This window comes from Heyndrickxia vini (assembly GCF_016772275.1).
GTDB classification, from domain to species: Bacteria; Bacillota; Bacilli; order Bacillales; family Bacillaceae_C; genus Heyndrickxia; species Heyndrickxia vini.
Genome location: NZ_CP065425.1, coordinates 3,960,008 through 3,979,901 on the forward strand (window position 1 = coordinate 3,960,008; position 19,894 = coordinate 3,979,901).

The following is a 19,894-nucleotide window of genomic DNA, read 5'->3' on the forward strand; positions in this document are numbered from 1 at the left end:
TTTCCGCTAAACATATTTTATCATTTCTTTATGCAAAGGAAAAAGCTTGCTAATTAGTGCAAGCTTCCGATAATAAAAGTAGAATCATCATCTTTTGAGAACTGTTTATTTTTTATTTCATTTGCAATTATTTCAACCGATTGGCAACTTTTTATTAATGTTTTTGTATTATTCACCGTTAAACCATCTGTATGAAATAGAAATTTCGAATTTGGTTCATAGAAGAAACGTTGTGTGCGAATGTTTTGTGGACGTCCCGATAAAAAACCTCGTATTGGTAACGGATATATCGTTTTTCCATTTGGTGTATACAAATAAAAGCGAATATTTCCTACACAACTATACTCGAACTCGCGAGTAATAAAATTCACCTTTAAAACAGCGACCGCTGCACCACGTTTTTGCGCGAGCACTTCATTGCAGCGTTTCATTAATGTTTCAACATCATCAGTTTCATTCTCTTTAACTACTTCTACCACTGCTGATGATGCTTCATAAGCATAACGGCCACTGCCCAATCCATCCGCTAGAACGCATAGAAAGTATTCCTCTGTAGCGGTAAAATAGTAACTATCCCCACAAAAAGGTTTTCCTTCTTTAGCTGATTGGTAAGCATAAATTTCTACCAATTCTTGCTGCAAATGTTTCATACCGATGAACTCTTCCTATCTCGTGATTCTTCATTAATTGCATCACGTAATTTCTTAATTGCTTTTCTCTGTATACGGGAAACATGCATTTGAGAAATACCTAGTTTGTCCCCCGTCTCCTTTTGACTCAAATTGTCTAGATAAGTCAATTGAATAATTTTTCGCTCTCGTTCATTTAAAACATGCAGTACCTTATCAAGAACCATCCGTTGATTTACTTTTTCAAAACCTGTATCTTCCTTGCCCACTATATCTAAAAGAGTAACAGTACTTCCATCAGAATCAGATTCGATGGAGTGGTCTACAGAAAGGGCATGATAACTTTTCCCCATTTCCATCGCTTCAAGAATCTCCTCTTCGGAAACATCTAACTTTGCCGCGATTTCATCAATTCGGGGGGACCGTTGTAATAAGACAGTTAGTTCTTCTGAAGTTGTTTTTATTTTCGGGCCAAGTTCCTTAATACGACGTGGAACATGGACACTCCAAGTTTTATCACGTAAAAATCGTTTGATTTCTCCAATTATAGTTGGAATCGCAAAAGCCTCAAAGCTTTTCCCATAAGTGGCATCATAACGTCTTATCGCACCAAGTAATCCTAGTACGCCTACCTGAAAAATATCCTCCTGATAGGTTTTGCCTTTTGAATATTTCCAAGATATGGACTCCACTAAATTTTTGTAATGTGCAACGAGGGCATCCTGTGCGTCCATATCTCCGTTTTCTTGAAATATCTTTATTAAGTCATTAATTTTTTCTTTTCCATATTGATTAGGTTGAGACAATTTGGGCATCAGTCTCCACCTGCTCTCCTTCAAGGTATTTGGTCATTAAGACCGTTACCCCTTCCTTATAATGAAACCTAACTTCATCCATAAGACTTTCAATTAGGTAAAGCCCCAGGCCTCCTTCACGCATAAACTCGACTTTCTCATTTTCATCATATGGACCCGTTTCTAACTTTGTCCTTTCAATATCAAAACTTCCACCTTGATCAGCTACCATTACATCTAAGCGGTCAGGAAAAACGCTGAAACCGACAAATATTTCCCCGACTGCCTCTTCTTTATATGCATGTTGTATTGCATTTGTAATAGCTTCGCTTGTTGCTATTTTTAAATCTTCTATCATTTCGTATCCAAAACCCATACGACTTGCAATTCCAGAAAGGGTTAATCTTATAACCCCTATGTATTCCGGCTTTGCGGGAATCTTCATCTCGATGTAATCGAATGCCTCAACCATTATACTCCACCCTCTACCTCGGTATAAATTTCCATAATATTAGTTAAACCTGTAATATCGAATAATCTTTTTAATCTTTCAGATAAACCACTTAGATATAGTTTTCCGTTATTTGCGCGGATGCTTTTGAATAGACCTACAAAAACACCTAAACCTGTACTATCCATATAAGAAACATCCGATAAATCAATCGACATCCATATTTCTGTTTTTTCACCATAAGGCACAAGGGATTCCCTTAACTTTGGCGCAGTATAAGCATCGATTTCTCCATTAATTTTAACTAGAACATGATTTTCACTTTCTTGAATATCAATTGATATATTCATAACGTTCACCTCATTAAACGTTTATTCTTTCTCTTCTTTACCCGTATAAAATAATGCTAAACCTATTTAATTAATTCTTTTTAAAATAATTAAAGTAAAATCATCTCGAAGCTGAAAAGCTTGAAGTCTTTCCAACTCTTTATACACATTAATTACAATTTCTTGTGCAGATAAATGGAGATTTTTCGCAATTAAACGGGTCAACGTGTTTCGTTCTATAAATCCTTCATTTGTTCGACACTCGGTAACACCGTCCGAAAGCAAAATAATGAGATCATCTTTTTGAATGAATTTTTCATATTGGTGATAATTCGTTTTCTTTTCTATTCCAAGCAGTAATCCTTTTGCATATAAGTCTGTGAACTCTCGTTTGTTAGAATCATAATAAAATCCCGGCTCATGTCCCGCGGATGAATAGTACAAACGATGATTCACCGGATTATACAATCCATAAAACATCGTAATAAACATATTCGGGTCCACATTTTGTTCAACAACTCTATTTAAGCTTTCTAGAATAATGTGGGGCTCACCATTCCCTTGTAAACTATCCATCGCATACTTAATCATAGACATACATAATGCAGCAGGAATTCCTTTTCCTATAACATCTGCAATAGCAACACCGATGCATCCGTTTTCATCCTTTACAAAGTGAAAATAATCCCCACTCATATGTTTAGCAGGGACACTAATCGCCCCTATATCCAAAAAGTCTGTTTTTGGAACTTTTGTCCCTAATAACGTTTTTTGCATACTAGCAGCAACTTCTATTTCCGTTTTCAACTCTTGTTGTTGAAATCTTAAACTTTGATGTTCTCTGTAAGCTAATCCATATCCCATCATTAATTCAAGAAGAACATCAAAGGACTTAAGAAGACTACTGGATTGATTCGGTTCAACTTCGAGCATAACCGTACGGTGCCAATTAATAATTTCCTCCGGAGATATACGATGTTCGATCGATTTCCGGCTAAGCTTTTGGGCTTGGTACAAAACTTGTTCATCTTGATTGTCTAAATAACTTCTTATAATCTCTTTATATTTTTGTTCAAGTACTGTTTTAGAGTCCATAATTACTCCTTTCTAGCGGAGCCATTTGATCGCTATAATCGTCGTACCCTTGCTTGGTGTTGAATCTATATCAAATTCGTCCATAAGGCGTTTGACCCCTGGCAAACCAGCACCTAAGCCACCTGACGTGGAGAAACCATCCTCCATTACTTTTCGGATATCCTTAATTCCAGGTCCATCATCTTTCGCAATGATTTTCAACCCGATTTTTCCATCTTTAATATCTTTTTCAATGCAAATTTGTCCTTGACCGGCATAAAGAAATATATTTCTTGCCAATTCACTAATAGCTGTTGTAATTCTTGCTTGGTCAACTATTCCAAAGTGCAACTCTTTAGCCACGTTACGTCCCAATTGACGAACCGCAACGATGTCCCACTCATTTAATATCTTTACGCAGGATTGGAACTCCATAAAGTTAATCCCCCAGTTCCTGTTGTAATTTCTCTAAACCATTATCTAGGTCTATTGCAGTTAGGACATCCTCTAGCCTAATCCCCAGTTCAATCAAGGTTATTGCGACGGCTGGCTGAATCCCAGTAATGACAACTTTAGCCCCCATAAGTTTTGACATACTTATGACATCTCCAAGAACCTTCGCGATAAAAGAGTCGATAAAATCGATGGATGTAATATCTATTACTACACCACGTGCACTTGTTGCATGAATTTTATGTAATAGATCCTCCTGAAACTCTAATGCCGTTTGATCATCCAGTTCCCATTGAATGGATATTAGCAAACAATCTTTTAGTTTTAAAATCGGTATCCTCACAGTGCACCCTCCCACTTCACAATTTTTCGATTTGTTATTTCCAATGCTTTCTCTATGCCTTTTCTTAATGTACTCGTTGTTATGATTTGTGACAAATTAATTCCTAGGTTTACGATTGTTTGTGCAATTTCAGGGCGGATTCCTACTAACATACATTTGGCGCCTACTAAACGAACTGCATCTGCTGCTTGAATAATATGATGAGCAACCATCGTATCGACTACGGGAACACCGGTAATATCGATTAACACGACTTCAGCACGATGTTTCACCACCCCGTTTAATAGGTTTTCCATAATCTGTTTCGCTCTTTCGGTATCGATTGTCCCAACAAGAGGCATAACCGATATTTTTTCAAATACAGGAATTAATGGTGCTGATAATTCTTGGAGAGCAATTTTTTGTAAAGAAACGGTCCTTTCCCAAGTACTGTTATATGCTTTAATGATTTCATTATTTATAGGAGTCATCCAATTTTCAAAAATGGTAAAATACTCGAGTTTCTTCTCCGAAGAAAACAATTTAGTTTCATTTACCTTTTCAAAAATTACTTTATTTAATGTAGATATACCAGAAGTAACAAAAGTTAAAGGCCAACCAAGTTGAACAAGCCTTTCTGCAAAATCAGTAAGTTTCTCGTTATAGTTTTCACTTGAATCCGTTAATCTCGATAATATGACATTAACAAATTCACTGCTTGTATTAACAAACACCTGATCGGAAACAACATTTATAAAACGCTCGTCCTCGTCACTTTTCATTCGTTTCATCCACTCATCTAGAATCTCATCTTTATGAGTAGGGATATATTCTACTAAAAAATTGTACACTACGACCTCTCCTATCTAAAAATCTATTTCTAATTATTCCCTCTTTTATCTTTTAACTATATTTATGTTATCAAAAAATAAATAACTAAAATATTTTTCTCCTCAAAACTCCCGAAAAATAGGACATTTTTCCCACCGCCTCCATCCTTTATACCTATAAAAAAAAGAAACCCCCATATCTTGAGTGTTTCTTGTTTGATTCGTACATATTAAAATTCTATAAGTCCTAAACTAATTTGTAATGCATCGTCCACTTTTTCCATCATTTCTTCGTCTAAATGTGTGATTTTGTCTGTTAAGCGTTGTTTATCAATTGTGCGAATTTGTTCAAGCAAAATAACAGAATCGCGTTCAAAGCCATAACGCTTTGCATCAATTTCAACATGTGTAGGAAGTTTTGCCTTTTGGATTTGCGCTGTAATAGCAGCAACAATTACAGTGGGACTAAACCGATTCCCAATGTCGTTTTGGATGACTAAAACAGGACGGACTCCGCCTTGTTCGGAACCGACAACAGGGGAAAGGTCAGCAAAATACACGTCACCACGCTTAACAATCAAAGGACTAACCCCCGCTTACTAAGCGTTCTACTGTATGTTCTGCTTCGTATTCTGCTTGAATCGCCTCAGATGCAATCGCTAAATTAATTTTAGCCATTTCCATGTAGCCACGTCTCATTGATTCACGAATTTGTCTTTTTTTACGCTCACGCAGATACATTTTTGTAGCGCGATAAATAAATTCATTACGATTCATATTCTCTTGTTCTGCAAATCCATCAAGTTCTATTAACAATTGTTGCGGTAACCGAATTAATATTTCTGTTGTTGCGCTGGATTCAGACACAAACTACACCTCCACCAATCACTACACACCGATTCTTAAATACCAATTTAATAATACCACCAAATTTACTATATGCAAATATATTTTAAGCATTCCTAAGTATTATCGCCAAAAAAATCTATTAAATATGCAATTGGTTAAAATAATTTTCTGCACTTATATTATAAAAGCACTCATAATAAACGATTATCCACTTCAATAATCTCCCCATGTTGAATGTACACTCTAGGAATTCTTGTTGAAATTAAACATGGTATTTCATAATTGATGGATTCAAGTTTTTTTGCTATCTCATCGATAGTGATGGATTCATTTCCTTGTTTACCAATTAATGTTGCTTTTGTTCCAATAGGTACTTCTCGTTTAAGTTTTATCATACATTGATCCATACAAACGCGGCCTACAATTGGCACTCTTTCTCCTTCTACCAGCACCTCTTGGCCTTGTAATTTACGGATCCATCCGTCAGCATACCCTATTTGGAGTGTTCCTATCCACTCCTCTTGCTCTGATTTATAGACAGAACCGTAGCTAATTCCTTCACCCGGTTGAACCTTTTTCACATTTGAAATTCTCGTATGGAGTGAAAACACCTCATTCAATGGAAACGGAAGAACGCTTTTCATTTCTTCGGATGGGGATAGCCCATACATACCAATCCCATATCTTACCGCGTTAAAATCCGATTGATCAAAACGTAAGGTTGTAGCACTATTGGCGCAATGGACCAATGGAGGCTTTTTATTTAATGCTGCTACCATTTCTTTAAATTTAAAAAGCTGTTGTTTATAGTATTGTTGATCAAGTTCATCCGCGGTAGCAAAATGAGTAAATACCCCCTCAAATTGAAAGCAATCTGAGTGATGAAGAAATGATTCAATCTCTAATAAATCACTTATTTCCCTTACACCTATTCTTCCCATCCCAGTATCACATTTTACATGGACAAGAAGCTTCTGTTCTTTCTTCAAGTGCATTTCTGCTTGTTCTAGCCACTCTTTTTGGAAAACGGTTAATGAAATCTTGTATTGGGCTGCTATATGTGCATCTGTCGGCCTACTTGCTCCTAAAACAAGAATAGGTGACATGATTCCTTTTTTTCTTAGTGAAATAGCTTCATCCAGAAAAGCAACTGCTAATCCGTAGGCACCTGCTTGTAGTGCAGCCCTACCAATTTGCACATCTCCATGTCCATAAGCGTTTGCTTTCACTACCGCAAAAACCTTTATTTCACTAGGTAAGTGTTTTTCAACTTGTTCTACATTCTTTGTCAATTGGTCCAAATCGATTTCGACCCACGTATCACGAAAAAAAGGTGTTATTTCATTCATTCCATCCACTTCCCTAATTATCCTATATGATTATTTTCATAATTATTTAAACATATAATAGACAAAAAAGAAAACAGGTTCTTTATAGATGAACCTGTCTACATAATATTGTTTACTATTCTTTTATGTTATATTTCATCCATTTATTTCACAGGTTCTGATTGTACCGATTGAGCCACTTCTATTAATTCCTTTTCTGTTAGCTCCTTTGATGCAATCATATAATCAACACCATCTTGGGTCCAAGAAATGGAGTTTTTTGTTAATGTTCCGATAGCAAATCCTAAATCTACCATATCAGCGTCGTCTACTGATGTAGGAATCATCGTTGCAGTTTGCACGATTTCCGCCTTTTCTTGTATCATCGTAAACGACTTTTCGCCAGTATAAGTTAATACTACTCGTTTCCCATTTTCCGTATTAATTTCTTTTTCATCTAATAGAGTTGTATCACCAATTTTCGCAGTAGGATATTTCACCGTTAACTCTGTTCCTTCTGGTTTTGCACTGGCAGGTATTTCATCTAATATAGAGCTCGTTAAATTTTTATCAGTATCAAATGCATTGTTATCGAATTTCGCATTAAAATCCACTTTTGTAAATTGTACAGAAACTAATGTTTTACGATCCGTATCCATAACCTTCACACTTTTTGGAGACAAGTTTCTTTTGTTAAAAACAATTTCCTGATAAGGTAACATTTTGTTGTTTTGGTAACGAGTCTTTGTTTCAAATACGTATTGATCTTTAGTTGATTTAAACGTTGCATCTTTATCCATTAGAATATCTTTTACAAGTGATTCAAATAAGTATGCTTGGCTACTATTTTGCGGCCACTCACTTTGGAATTTATAACTTTTATTAAGAGCGGGTGTTAAAACATACACCCCTTCTTTATTTCTTAAAATCATTTGACTTTGCTCTTTTACATCATTTTTCAAAAGTACTCGATAAAAGTTTGGCTTATTATGCCAAATTTCAATATCATAAGTTTGTGGTTCATTTCCTACTTGCAACGTCATTTTCGCTTTTGCCTTATACCCTTTTAAGTCTTCCATCTTTTCTTTTAAATTTCCTACTACATCTTCTTGCGACTTGGATCCACAAGCTGATAGTACGACCATTACTGCAAGAGCCATTACAAGCATCCAAACCTTTCTTTTCATCCCTTCAACCCCTTCATAGTGTAATATTCGTTGGTGAAGAGAAAGGCCCGCATAAATCAATTACCAAAAGTCTCCAAACGACTTTCATCATCTTTTGTGCTGAACAGCCGATGAACTAATAGCAATGTTCAAATAAGCCTTGTCTCTCCTATCGCACTATGAATATATGAGACAACCTTTGGGAATATGCGAAAAGGAGCAGTAATTTTTAAATTGTCTCGATGACAACTTGAGCGGCCGCAAATTGCTTACTGTGTGTGATGGAAAGATGAACTCCCTTTTCATGTGGCTTCCGAAAGTAAGGCTTTCCATTGTTATCTACCATAATCTCCATATCTTGCAAAGAAAGTTCTTTCCCAATGCCCGTTCCCATCGCTTTTGAAAATGCTTCTTTAGCTGCAAATCTTCCTGCTAAGTATTCAGACTTTCTTGATTCTTTTAGTTTTAAATATAGTTTCAATTCATTTTCTGTTAAAATTTTTTCTGGAAAACGCTGTTGGCGGTTTCTTAATTGATGTATTCTGTCAATTTCAATAATATCTATCCCTATCCCTTGAATCATTTTAGTCAATCCCTTCTATCACTTTAAATTGCTGCATATGATGTACAAGACTTTTTGCGAGAGGAGTAAACTCTATGTTTATTCGTAACGAAGGTTTCTTTCAATATATAAAAAGTTACCCAATCATAAGCATGATTATTTTATTACAGGTATTGTTGTTCATAATGAATTTTATCCCATTTGTCCCCCACAAATACATTTTTCAATGCTTATCTGGAGTAAATCTATATATTGCAGATGGACAATATTGGCGACTCATTACCCCCATTTTCGTACATGCAAGTTTTACACATTTACTATTTAATTCATTTTCCCTCCTCATTTTTGGACCATTTTTAGAAAGATTAGTAGGAAAAATGATGTTCTGCGCATTATATCTTATTTGTGGAGTACTTGGGAATATCGCTACATTTTTTTTACTACCACTTACTTATAGCCATGTAGGTGCCAGTGGAGCAATTTTTGGTTTATTTGGCATCTATTTAGCGATGTTCGTTTTAAAAAAACATGTGTTGACCATGTCTATTAAACAAGTAATAATACCCATTGTTGTCATTGCCCTCATTATGACTTTCCTTGAACCAAATGTGAATATTATCTCGCATATTTTTGGAATATTGTCCGGCTATTTGATTGGAATAATATATTTTACTACCAGAAAAAAGGGCATCTATTAAAACTGTTTAAGATGCCCTTTGTATTTTTTTATTGACGATACCACTGATAAATCTTTTCCACATCTAATAAATCTAAGTGAAAGACCTTTGAAGTTTTTCCAGATCCAGATGACTTAACCGTGGAAAAGATGGACGCTAACTGCAATTTCCTTTGAAACCAGCTTTGTTTCACCATCATACTTTGGATACGATTTTTCTTCATAAATATGGTATGTTTTAATAATCCTCTAAACCGAAGAGATAGCTGCTCCTGTTCAATGCTCCATCCTGCTGAGCGAAATCGCAAATGGCCGTAGACTGCGAAGAAACCAAGTAATATTATACTAATTAATCCAAAGGGCCAGAAAGCGATGGCTAAACCTGCCGACACAGGGAAAACTTTAAGTATTTCGCGAATCATATATCGATTTTTCGCTCGTCCCGGAGCTTTGTGGAAAGAAGTATTAAAATTATAGCCTGTTAAAGTTCCATCTAAAATACTTGGAATCTTACTCTTTTTTACTATCGGAATAAGTACAACATTCATACTTTCTTTATCTGCCACCGAACCACCAGCACTCTCAATATAGACTGATGCATAGCCCCATAATTGTCTTAACGGGTTTTCTGTAATCCGTACCGCTTGAATTCGATGGAGAGGAATGGTTGTTTGACGTCTTTCTAATAACCCTCTAGTAATAATTAAATTGCCGTCATTTTGTTTCGTTGTGAATCCATTATATTTAATCAACGTAACAAGAATTGATCCAATCCATGCAGCTAGTAAAAGCAGCACTATTAAAAATATTATAAGAAATACGCCACTTTCAACGAGATGACTTAGCTCTTTAAATATCTTTTCATAAGGTATCATTTCATTAAATTGTGAGAAAAAGGCTAACAAGGCAGAAACAATCACACCCGCGCCACCGGAAGTAGATGCCATAATAAACATTTCTTTTTTAGAAATTTGATAAATAATTGTATCTGACTGTTCAAAGTCAATCGGGGCATCATTTGTTTCAATCTTTGGCGATGACTTTTTCGCCTCCGATATAATCCGTTGAATTTCATCCGCTTCACTTTTTTTAATAGCTGTTAATTCGGCCTCCGCCTCCGTCATATTGCTGCCAGCTGTTTCAATTTTCACTTTAACCAAACCAAATGGACGATGCAGAATTCCTTCGGACAGATCCAAACTTTGAATTCTTTCGAAAGGTATATAGCGTTTTTTCTTTACGAGTAGACCATATTCTATTCGCAGTTCTCCCTCTTCCAAACGATAGGTAAATCGACGCCATTTAACAATCCCTGTAATTAATACAATCAAGATCATCAACACCATAAAGAACATAGATGAGTATTCCCAAATAGATTCTTTATGATCTCCCCTACCGATGAAAAAGAAGATGATAATTGGGGCAATCAATTGTTTCAATTCTTTAAGGAAGTTTGAAATTGCGGTAATTGGATGTAATCTTTTATAGTTAGACATCATCTTCGTCCACCCTTGCCAACGCAGAAATTGAATGGCGCAAACGATCAGCCTCAATCATATCAATAGCCGGGATATGATGAACAGTCGCAGCTGTGGAAATCGTTATTGTGGCAAGATCGTAGTTTCTCAAAAGCGGCCCTTGAACAGTATCAACATGTTGGACACGAATCATCGGAACGAGTGTCCGTTTAATTATAAATACGCCATGCTGCAATTCTATTTCTTGTTCCCTAACTTCATATTTCCATCTTTTCCACCTTAGTTTCGGAATGATAAATATAAAAAGAACAGAATAAAATAAAGCGATAATAAGGGCAATACTAGTAAACCAGGTACTCCAATTAAATAAAGATACAAGAAACATTGCCGCCGCACAGGCCATCCAAACAAGAATTGAATGCAATATGCCGGTAATTTTCCATACCTTTAAAGCAAGTTTAGATATCCTTTTCTGAGGTTCTCTTATTTCCATACCCTACCTCCATCTAATTAACTATGCATATATACGGTGAAACTAGCACTTTTGTTTCATTTTATATTGAATAAAAAAAGCAACCGGACATCGCTCCGATTGCTTTTCGTTTGCAAGCTCTATGTTCATAATAGCCGGCGTATTGATCGCTTACTCTTTTTTGGCCCTATTACATCTATTTATTATCGCGTTTTATGATCTGTTATGATCTCTTTTGTAATCTTTATTATTATCTCTGTTGAAGTCTCTTCTACCTGATCTTCTTGGCTTACGGTTGCCATTTCCGCCGTTACCACCCTTATTTCCATAAGATGGCTTTCCGCGTCTTGAAGAAGACCTTTGCCCATCCCTCTTCGATGGAAGAGGACGTTCCTCAGTAATATGCACAGGTGTTTTATCAGGCTCTTTCGTCATTAATTTAAGAGCTGCCGCAACAATTTGTGTTGCTTCATTTTCTTCCAATAATTCTTTGGCAATCGAAATATACTCTGAAAGACCATTTTCTTTCACTGTCTCTACAAGTTTCTCCATTGAAACTCTAATTTGACCTTCAAATGCCTCATCCCAACTTGGCGGACGCATAGGCATCATTCTCTTTTTGGTTGTTTGTTCGACTGTTTTTAAATAACCCATTTCTCGAGGGGTAACAAATGTAATCGCCATTCCTTCTTTACCCGCACGGCCTGTTCGACCAATACGATGAACATAACTTTCAGGGTCTTGAGGTATGTCATAGTTATAAACGTGTGTTACACCTGAAATATCTAAACCACGTGCAGCAACATCTGTCGCAACTAAAACATCTACTTTTCCTTCTTTGAACTTTCTCAAAACAGATAAGCGTTTCGCTTGACTTAAGTCGCCATGAATTCCTTCTGCCGTATAACCTCTAAGATTTAAGGCATTTGCCAACTCATCAACACGTCGTTTCGTGCGACCAAAAACGATAGCAAGTTCTGGTGATTGAACATCTATTAAACGAGAAAGAACATCAAACTTTTCTCTTTCTTGTACTTTCACATAGTATTGTTCAATTAAAGGAACTGTCATTTCTTTTGCTTTTACACGTACCAATTCTGGATCTTTCATGAATCGCTCAGCAATTCTACGAATCGGGTCTGGCATTGTTGCTGAGAAAAGTAATGTTTGGCGTTCTTCCGGAACACTAGATAAAATAGATTCAATATCATCAATGAATCCCATATTTAACATTTCATCGGCTTCATCAAGAACTAATGTGGAAACTTGATCAAGCTTTAAAGTACGACGTTTAATATGATCTAGAATACGCCCCGGTGTTCCAACAATAATTTGCGGACCTTTTTTCAACGCTTTAATTTGACGTTGAATATCTTGCCCACCATAAACTGCTAAAACACGTGATCTTGCATCGTATCCAATTTTATATAACTCTTCAGATACTTGAATAGCTAATTCACGTGTTGGAGCAATAATAATTCCTTGAATATTAGGGTTTTTCGTATCAATTTTTTCAATTAGCGGAATCCCAAAGGCAGCTGTTTTACCAGTTCCTGTTTGCGCCTGACCAATAATATCTTTTCCTTGGGTACTTAGTGGGATTGTTTTCGCTTGAATTGGTGATGCTTCTTCAAAGCCCATTCGTTTTAGTGATTTTAAAATTGCGGGGCTTAAATCTAACTCTGAAAAATTCGTCAATGCTTCTCATTCTCCTTTATTACTTAACAGGGCCAAGAAAACCTATATGGTTTGTTTCCCCGATACTATACAAAAAAAATTCACTCATTTGTAAAATAAAGAGTTACGGCAAAAAGTGTAAACGATGTATGGGTATCGTACCATTAATAAGCAGGGATTTCAACGCGTAAGAAATCCCAAATTATCTACTTTTTCTATGGAAACGATATACCTTCTCATTTATTATTCCCTTTTTACAAAATAAAATATAAGGGCCCTGAAAAAATTTAAATTCTTTTAATTATCTATCAAAGATTTAACAACTTCTTCTAACTTCATTCCTCTTGAACCTTTTACAAGAATCCATTCATTTCCTTTAATAACAGATTTTAATGAATGGATGAGATCTTGTTTGTCCGAAAAGTTAAATACTCTTTCTGGCGTAAATTTTTCTAATGCACTTTCAGCAATATGTTTTCCCAAATCACCATAAGTAAAAACATAATGAATTTTATCTTGGTTTATTGTACTTCCTACTTCTTTATGGAATTGTATTTCATTTTCTCCAAGCTCAAGCATATCGCCGAGAACAACAATTTTCCTTGCATCTTGATCAAGATTTTCTAACATATGAATAGCAGCCTTCATGGAGGTTGGGCTCGCATTATAGGCATCATTTATAACTTTCGTTCCATTTATGCCAGAATGTAATTCCATTCGCATTGACGAGAGCTTTAATGATTTTAGCCCAGACTCAATTTCCTCCATCGACAAGTCTAATTCAAGTGCAGCGATTATCCCCGCTAATGCATTTAAAACATTATACTCTCCTAGAACCGGAAGAAAGAAGTTCTTATCCGGTGCAATATTGATGGAAAATTTACTTCCATTATCTTCTTTCTCAATATAGGTCGGGAATACATCATTTGACTTAGCCTTCCCAAACGTTTTTACCCTGAAATTTTTATATAATTGTTCTCGGTCTTTTAATAATGGTTCATCACCAATATAAATAAATAAACCATCTTTTGATAGACCTTTGGTAATTTCTAATTTAGCTTCGGCTATTCCTTCCCTTGAACCAAGATCCTGAAGATGCGCTTCACCAATATTTGTTATAATCGCTATATCGGGTTTAGCCATTTTCGTCAAAAATTCTATTTCTCCTCTAGCACTCATTCCCATTTCTAGGACAGCAACATCGGTTTCCTCATTTAAAGAAAGGATTGTGATTGGAAGACCTAAATGATTATTGAAATTTCCCTCTGTTTTTTGCACTGCATACTTTTCACTTAAAACAGCGGTAATGATGTCCTTTGTCGTTGTCTTCCCGTTACTGCCTGTAACGCCAACAACTTTGATAGTAAGTTCTGAGCGATAGTTTCTCGCTAATTCTTGCAAAGCAGTTTCTGTATTTTCTACTACGATGATTGGTAAATGTGAAGGAGGATTAGGAACATCCTTTTGCCAGAATGCTCCAGATGCTCCGTTCTTTATCGCATCTTCGACATATTTATGTCCATCGACATTTTGACCTTTAAATGGGATAAAGAGATTCCCTGGTTGTAATTTGCGAGTATCAATACATACGCCATTAATCATCGTATCAGCAAATTGGGAAACATCATTTTCGGCCTTAATCATTTTAGTTATCTGTGAGATCGTTCTTTGAATCATTATTCGTTTCCTCCAGGCTTTTAAATGAATAATAAGGGTGTCTCGACCTGATTTGTGAGATACCCTTAAAGATGCTTCAAATTAAAATGTATGTTTAATGTTTTGTTTATCCTTATGTCGCTCTTGTGCCAATTCGACTAATCGCTCAATTAGTGCAGGGTATTCTACTCCACTATGCTTCCATAAAAGTGGGAACATACTAAATGGCGTAAAACCGGGCATTGTATTCACTTCATTGATTAATACCTTGCCTTCGTTCGTTACAAAGAAGTCGGCGCGAACAAGGCCTGAACAGTCTAATGCTTTAAAAGCTTGAATAGCTGTATTTGATAACTGGTGGTAAATGTCTGATGAGATTTCAGCAGGAATAATTAAAGCTGTTTCTCCATCCTCGTATTTTGCCTTATAATCATAAAAGTCCTTTTTAGGTACAATTTCCCCAGCTACAGAACATTCAGGATCGTCATTACCGAGCACACCAATTTCGATTTCACGAGCGGTAATCCCTTCCTCAATAATCACTTTTCGATCAAATTGGAAAGCTTCTATAAAAGCTGTTTCTAGTTCATTACGATTCGTACATTTACTTATCCCAACACTTGATCCAAGATTTGCAGGTTTGACAAAACAAGGATATCCAAGTTCTTTTTCAACTTTTTCGTATGCAGCTTCACGATTGCTTTCCCAATTACTGCGGATAAACCAGACATACTTAACTTGTTCAAGACCTGCCTGTGCAAATAAGTTTTTCATTATCACTTTATCCATGCCAGCTGCAGATGCTAAAACCCCATTGCCTACATAAGGTAAATTTAATAATTCAAGCATCCCTTGCACAGTCCCATCTTCACCATTTGGACCATGTAAAAGTGGAAAAATTACATCGTAACCATTGCCCGCCTCAGACTCAGAAGGGGTACTCACGAATGAAGTCGAAAGCGCATTAGGAGCAATCATTTCACCAGTAGAGAACTCCAATGCTTTAACACTTTCGATTGGACCTGTAATTGCTTCCCCTTTTATCCACATACCTTCTGTATTAATATAAATCGGATCGATTTCGAATTTTTCGTGATCAAGTGCCTGTATAACTGCTTTTGCCGTTTGCAAGGATACTTGATGTTCCGCAGATTTTCCGCCGTAAAGTAAGCATAATTTCGTTTTCATGTTCTTCCTCCATCATAATAGCTACAAATAGTTTAGCATTATTTCGTTGAATTAGGTCATTTGCCTAAATTATCTTATGTAAAAAGCTCTATTTCTGTGCTTCACAGGTCATTTTATTTCACAAATGCCTTCCATTCTTTAGATTTTCGATCAAAAACAATTTTTCCATCTAATTGATGCCGATCACGTTCTTTAAATTCCTCGTACATTTCGTCCATGTCATAGTAATCGCCAATTACCCAAATCGGTATTTCAACGGCGTTTCTAGTATGGGTGGCCTCTTCAATTGCGAAAAGCATTCCCTCTTTCATATCTTCAATAAATGGATAAAGAATCTCGATTGGAATTGAAGGAATATCCTTCTTCCTTTTAAATCCTAGAAGTGTTTTCTCTGCTTTTTCATTTAATCGGTTGGATATGGTTGTACCTAAAGTGGTATAGAAGTCATCAAAGAGACGATAGTAGGTTTTGTTAAGCCAGCCATCATCCTGGGATAAATAGGCAAATCGATTATTCAACTTTCGATAAAAGGGCAGACGTAAATGTGATTTTATATGGCCTAAATACAATAATTCCGCAATCTCCTGACCATCCAGACGATTTAGTGTATCCTCATCTTCAAAATCAATCCAGCAAAAATCTCCATAATGATAAATGTCGTCTTTTGCCATTTTCTGGATCAATTCTGGATCAACATAATCGAGTAATGTATGAAGATTAAAATTCGCATCTTCAAATTGATGCCGTAGCAATAGAAGATTAGGTAAATCAGGAAAAGCCTGATAAAAATCACTAAAATCAATGCCGTGTGATAAGACATAATGATCCACGACATTTGTATGAACGTAGATAACTCCCCGATTCGCAACACGATTTTTCAATAGAGTTCCCTCCGAATAAATGTCTCTTAATGGGATATGTAAAAAAACAGCTTCATTTTGAAAGGGCTGTTTTACAAAGTTCTTTCGTTACTTTTATTTTACCAAATTTTTATGATAAATCCTTATAATATTTTTTACATTATTGTATCATCGATTGTTTTGCAACCTTTCTTATTTAGATTTATTCTGTATGATTTTCGGGTACATTAACAATAAGAGGAGGTGCAAGTTTTACTTTTTAGTAAAACAGTCCTATGCCAATAGTCAACTTTATAATTATTGTTATTCTTATTGCCATCACAGCTTTCTTCGTCGCATCAGAATTCGCTATTGTTCGTGTTCGAAATTCTAGAATTGATCAATTAATCGCAGAAGGGAACCAGTCCGCCATTACGGCAAAAAAAGTAATTTCCAATCTTGATAGTTATTTATCAGCAATTCAATTGGGCATCACCGTTACTTCCCTGATTTTAGGATGGTTAGGTGAACCGACCGTTCAAGTATTTTTAAACCCAATTCTTAATAAGATTAGCTTTCCACCATCCATAACTAGCGTGATTTCGTTTATTATTTCTTTTGCACTTATTACTTTTTTCAATGTTGTATTAGGTGAACTTGCCCCCAAATCATTCGCAATCCAAAAAACAGAAGCGATTACCTTATTTGTTGCCAAACCATTAGTTTGGTTCAATCGCATTATGTTTCCATTTATTTGGGTGTTAAATAACTCATCACGCCTTGTAACCAAACTTGCTGGTTTGAAACCTGCCTCAGAAAGTGAAATTGCACCTACCGAGGAAGAGCTACGAATCATTTTATCAGAAAGTCTAAAAAGCGGTGAAATTAATCAATCCGAATATAAATACGTAAATAATATTTTTGAATTTGATAATCGAATCGCAAAGGAAATCATGGTGCCGCGCACAGAAATGGTGACATTGGAAAAGGAAGCAACTATTGATGAGATTTTGGAAACTGCAAAGGTTGAAAAGTTCACCAGATACCCCATTACGAACGGTGATAAAGATAGTATTATCGGAATTGTAAATATAAAAGAAGTCTTAACCGATTGTATTTTTGATGAGTGTCTCGAAGAAAACCCGATTGAAAAATATATTAAACCTGTTCCAAGAGTTATTGAAACAGTTCCAATCAAAGGGCTTTTATCTAAAATTCAAAAGGATCGTACACATATGGTTATTTTACTTGATGAGTATGGAGGAACTGCCGGATTAGTAACTGTTGAAGATATCCTTGAAGAAATCGTCGGAGAAATTCGTGATGAATTCGATTCAGATGAAATTCCACTTATTAGAAAAATTAATGAGTCTCACTATATTTTAGATGCAAAGGTACTAATTGAAGAAGTGAACGATTTATTGGGAACACATATTTTTGATGAAGAGATTGACACCCTTGGCGGCTGGCTTCTTACGAAGAAATATGATTTAAAGAAAGGTGATATTGTCCAATTGGAGAATGTTGAGTTTATTGTATCAGATATGGAACAATCACATGTCCAATATGTAGAAGTGAAAAAAATTCATTAGTAGTCTAAAAGGTTTTCAAAGGATTGCTGCTTTTAAAAAGCACAGAGTGGATTGGAGCGGAAAGCAAGTGCCTGCAGCGGAAAGGAACGGACATAAAAAAAAGAAACCTTTTCTAAAGTAAGACGTCTATAACTATTGATGTGTTACATAGAAATTAGGTGAAAATAGTTGAAAAGGCAACAAAAAGTAACGGATAAAATTGATTGGACTTTAGTACTTATCTTGTTCTTATTTTTAATTATTAGTTGCATCTCCATCTCAAGTGCACAAACATCTGCGCAATATAAAGGAAATTTTGTTCTTCAACAAGGAATATGGTATGTTATTGGCTTTATAATTATCGGGATGGCGCTTGTATTAGACCCTAGCCAGTATCGAAAACTTTCCTTTTATTTTTACGGATTTGGAGTGCTCTTATTAGCGGGATTACTCGTTGCACCGCATTGTATCGATACAGGCTGCTTAGTTCCTAAAAGAAATGGCGCTACGAGTTGGTACGTTTTGCCGGGTTTAGGCCAAATTCAGCCATCTGAGTTCATGAAAACATTCCTAATTCTCGCGGTAAGTAATATAATTGCCTCCCATAATGAAAAAGTGACCGTAAAAACAACGAAAACCGATCTGATTCTATTGGTAAAAGTCGGTTTAATTACCGCTTTGCCACTCGGTTTAATTATGCTTCAACCCGATCTAGGTACAGGTTTAGTTTTTATTGCTATCGTTGCCGGTTTAGTTCTTATTTCGGGAATTACTTGGAAAATCATCGTCCCTTTATATTCCTCCATAATAGGAATTGGCGGAACCATATTATATTTTGTTATATGGGCACCTGACATCCTTGTCAAATATCTACCTATTAAAGCATATCAATTCGATCGTATTTATGCTTGGCTCTACCCCGAAAACTACCCTGAAGAAAGCTGGCATCTCTTGCTCTCAATTAGCGCCATCGGTTCAGGTGAAATATCAGGTAAAGGCTTTTTTAACAAAGAAGTTTATTTACCTGAACGACATACAGATTTTATTTTTAGTGTAATTGGAGAAGAATACGGATTTATTGGTGCGAGTATTGTCATTTGTTTATACTTTTTCTTAATTTACCATTTGACGAAAACAGCCATTTTTACAAAAAGCCCATTTAACTCTTATGTTTGCGCTGGCATTATTTGTATGATAACTTTTCATGTGTTTCAGAACATTGGAATGACAATCCAGGTACTTCCAATTACAGGAATACCACTTCCATTTATCAGTTATGGCGGGAGCTCATTAATGGGAAATATGTTAGCCTTAGGTTTAATATTTAGCATCCGATTTTACCATAAGGAATACATGTTTTCTTCGGAAAATTAATGAATCGATTCTCATGAGAAATTCGAATGTCTATTATTAAATATAGAGCATAGTGTACAATATAACTCCATAAATTATGTTAAAGAACGATGAAACGCGTGGTGCACCCTGTTATACAGCGGAGAAATACCTTATTAAAAGTATCACGTTTGACTGTACGGTTTATTTTTTTTATA

22 protein-coding genes are annotated in these 19,894 nt (G+C 35.8%); 3 read left to right on the plus strand and 19 right to left on the minus strand.

Features of this window, described 5'->3' with window-relative positions:
* Positions 1 to 53: 53 nt before the first annotated feature.
* The 13 genes from I5776_RS19665 to acpS all read right to left on the minus strand — a co-directional run bounded on the left by I5776_RS19665 (position 54) and on the right by acpS (position 8,808).
* Positions 54 to 650, minus strand: a complete 597-nt coding sequence (locus I5776_RS19665) for a PP2C family serine/threonine-protein phosphatase (protein WP_202778183.1) — start codon at positions 648 to 650, stop codon at positions 54 to 56.
* The gene (gene sigB, locus I5776_RS19670; RefSeq protein WP_202778184.1) at positions 647 to 1,444 is read right to left on the minus strand and encodes an RNA polymerase sigma factor SigB; all 798 of its coding nucleotides are present in this window, start codon (positions 1,442 to 1,444) and stop codon (positions 647 to 649) included. Before sigB ends, I5776_RS19665 begins: the two co-directional genes overlap by 4 nt.
* The gene (gene rsbW / locus I5776_RS19675) at positions 1,422 to 1,895 is read right to left on the minus strand and encodes an anti-sigma B factor RsbW (RefSeq protein ID WP_202778185.1); all 474 of its coding nucleotides are present in this window, start codon (positions 1,893 to 1,895) and stop codon (positions 1,422 to 1,424) included. Before rsbW ends, sigB begins: the two co-directional genes overlap by 23 nt.
* The gene (locus I5776_RS19680; RefSeq protein WP_202778186.1) at positions 1,895 to 2,224 is read right to left on the minus strand and encodes an anti-sigma factor antagonist; all 330 of its coding nucleotides are present in this window, start codon (positions 2,222 to 2,224) and stop codon (positions 1,895 to 1,897) included. Before I5776_RS19680 ends, rsbW begins: the two co-directional genes overlap by 1 nt.
* A 66-nt stretch (positions 2,225 to 2,290) precedes the next feature.
* Positions 2,291 to 3,298 carry a PP2C family protein-serine/threonine phosphatase gene (locus I5776_RS19685; protein ID WP_202778187.1) on the minus strand — a complete coding sequence of 336 codons (1,008 nt, stop codon included), beginning with the start codon at positions 3,296 to 3,298 and terminating at the stop codon, positions 2,291 to 2,293.
* 12 nt (positions 3,299 to 3,310) lie between these two features.
* On the minus strand, positions 3,311 to 3,712 hold the full coding sequence (locus I5776_RS19690; protein ID WP_202778188.1) for an anti-sigma regulatory factor: 402 nt from the start codon (positions 3,710 to 3,712) through the stop codon (positions 3,311 to 3,313).
* A gap of 4 nt (positions 3,713 to 3,716) precedes the next feature.
* A complete protein-coding gene (locus tag I5776_RS19695; RefSeq protein WP_202778189.1) occupies positions 3,717 to 4,073 on the minus strand; it encodes an STAS domain-containing protein in 357 nt (118 codons plus the stop codon).
* Complete coding sequence (locus I5776_RS19700) at positions 4,070 to 4,843, minus strand: STAS domain-containing protein (protein ID WP_246484025.1); 774 nt, start codon at positions 4,841 to 4,843, stop codon at positions 4,070 to 4,072. Before I5776_RS19700 ends, I5776_RS19695 begins: the two co-directional genes overlap by 4 nt.
* A gap of 269 nt (positions 4,844 to 5,112) precedes the next feature.
* Positions 5,113 to 5,463: a type II toxin-antitoxin system endoribonuclease NdoA gene (gene ndoA, locus I5776_RS19705; protein ID WP_055741345.1), complete on the minus strand. Its 351-nt coding sequence runs from the start codon at positions 5,461 to 5,463 to the stop codon at positions 5,113 to 5,115.
* A gap of 4 nt (positions 5,464 to 5,467) precedes the next feature.
* Positions 5,468 to 5,749: a CopG family ribbon-helix-helix protein gene (locus I5776_RS19710; RefSeq protein ID WP_202778191.1), complete on the minus strand. Its 282-nt coding sequence runs from the start codon at positions 5,747 to 5,749 to the stop codon at positions 5,468 to 5,470.
* A 173-nt stretch (positions 5,750 to 5,922) separates the two neighbouring features.
* Positions 5,923 to 7,080, minus strand: a complete 1,158-nt coding sequence (alr, locus tag I5776_RS19715; RefSeq protein WP_202778192.1) for an alanine racemase — start codon at positions 7,078 to 7,080, stop codon at positions 5,923 to 5,925.
* Positions 7,081 to 7,223: 143 nt separating this feature from the next.
* A complete protein-coding gene (locus I5776_RS19720) occupies positions 7,224 to 8,246 on the minus strand; it encodes a LolA family protein (protein ID WP_202778193.1) in 1,023 nt (340 codons plus the stop codon).
* A 208-nt stretch (positions 8,247 to 8,454) separates the two neighbouring features.
* A complete protein-coding gene (acpS, locus tag I5776_RS19725; RefSeq protein ID WP_202778194.1) occupies positions 8,455 to 8,808 on the minus strand; it encodes a holo-ACP synthase in 354 nt (117 codons plus the stop codon).
* A gap of 74 nt (positions 8,809 to 8,882) precedes the next feature.
* On the opposite strand from acpS, the gene I5776_RS19730 reads away from it, so the two are divergent.
* Positions 8,883 to 9,485 (plus strand): rhomboid family intramembrane serine protease, encoded by a 603-nt coding sequence (locus I5776_RS19730; RefSeq protein ID WP_202778195.1) that lies wholly within the window; start codon positions 8,883 to 8,885, stop codon positions 9,483 to 9,485.
* A 28-nt stretch (positions 9,486 to 9,513) separates the two neighbouring features.
* Here I5776_RS19730 and I5776_RS19735 read toward each other — a convergent pair whose 3' ends face one another.
* The 6 genes from I5776_RS19735 to I5776_RS19760 form a co-directional block, all read right to left on the minus strand.
* Positions 9,514 to 10,959 (minus strand): PH domain-containing protein, encoded by a 1,446-nt coding sequence (locus tag I5776_RS19735; RefSeq protein ID WP_202778196.1) that lies wholly within the window; start codon positions 10,957 to 10,959, stop codon positions 9,514 to 9,516.
* A complete protein-coding gene (locus tag I5776_RS19740) occupies positions 10,952 to 11,434 on the minus strand; it encodes a PH domain-containing protein (RefSeq protein WP_202778197.1) in 483 nt (160 codons plus the stop codon). Before I5776_RS19740 ends, I5776_RS19735 begins: the two co-directional genes overlap by 8 nt.
* Positions 11,435 to 11,626: 192 nt before the next feature.
* The gene (gene cshA / locus I5776_RS19745) at positions 11,627 to 13,111 is read right to left on the minus strand and encodes a degradosome RNA helicase CshA (protein ID WP_202778198.1); all 1,485 of its coding nucleotides are present in this window, start codon (positions 13,109 to 13,111) and stop codon (positions 11,627 to 11,629) included.
* A 276-nt stretch (positions 13,112 to 13,387) separates the two neighbouring features.
* Positions 13,388 to 14,767, minus strand: a complete 1,380-nt coding sequence (locus I5776_RS19750; RefSeq protein WP_202778199.1) for a UDP-N-acetylmuramoyl-tripeptide--D-alanyl-D-alanine ligase — start codon at positions 14,765 to 14,767, stop codon at positions 13,388 to 13,390.
* Between the two features lie 81 nt (positions 14,768 to 14,848).
* Positions 14,849 to 15,934: a D-alanine--D-alanine ligase gene (locus I5776_RS19755; RefSeq protein WP_202778200.1), complete on the minus strand. Its 1,086-nt coding sequence runs from the start codon at positions 15,932 to 15,934 to the stop codon at positions 14,849 to 14,851.
* Between the two features lie 113 nt (positions 15,935 to 16,047).
* Positions 16,048 to 16,815 (minus strand): hypothetical protein, encoded by a 768-nt coding sequence (locus I5776_RS19760; RefSeq protein WP_202778201.1) that lies wholly within the window; start codon positions 16,813 to 16,815, stop codon positions 16,048 to 16,050.
* A 254-nt stretch (positions 16,816 to 17,069) separates the two neighbouring features.
* Between I5776_RS19760 and I5776_RS19765 the strand changes: the two genes are divergently transcribed.
* Positions 17,070 to 18,365: a hemolysin family protein gene (locus I5776_RS19765; RefSeq protein WP_202778202.1), complete on the plus strand. Its 1,296-nt coding sequence runs from the start codon at positions 17,070 to 17,072 to the stop codon at positions 18,363 to 18,365.
* A gap of 168 nt (positions 18,366 to 18,533) precedes the next feature.
* Positions 18,534 to 19,718, plus strand: coding sequence for an FtsW/RodA/SpoVE family cell cycle protein (locus tag I5776_RS19770; protein ID WP_202778203.1), 1,185 nt, complete (start codon positions 18,534 to 18,536; stop codon positions 19,716 to 19,718).
* Positions 19,719 to 19,894: the final 176 nt, after the last annotated feature.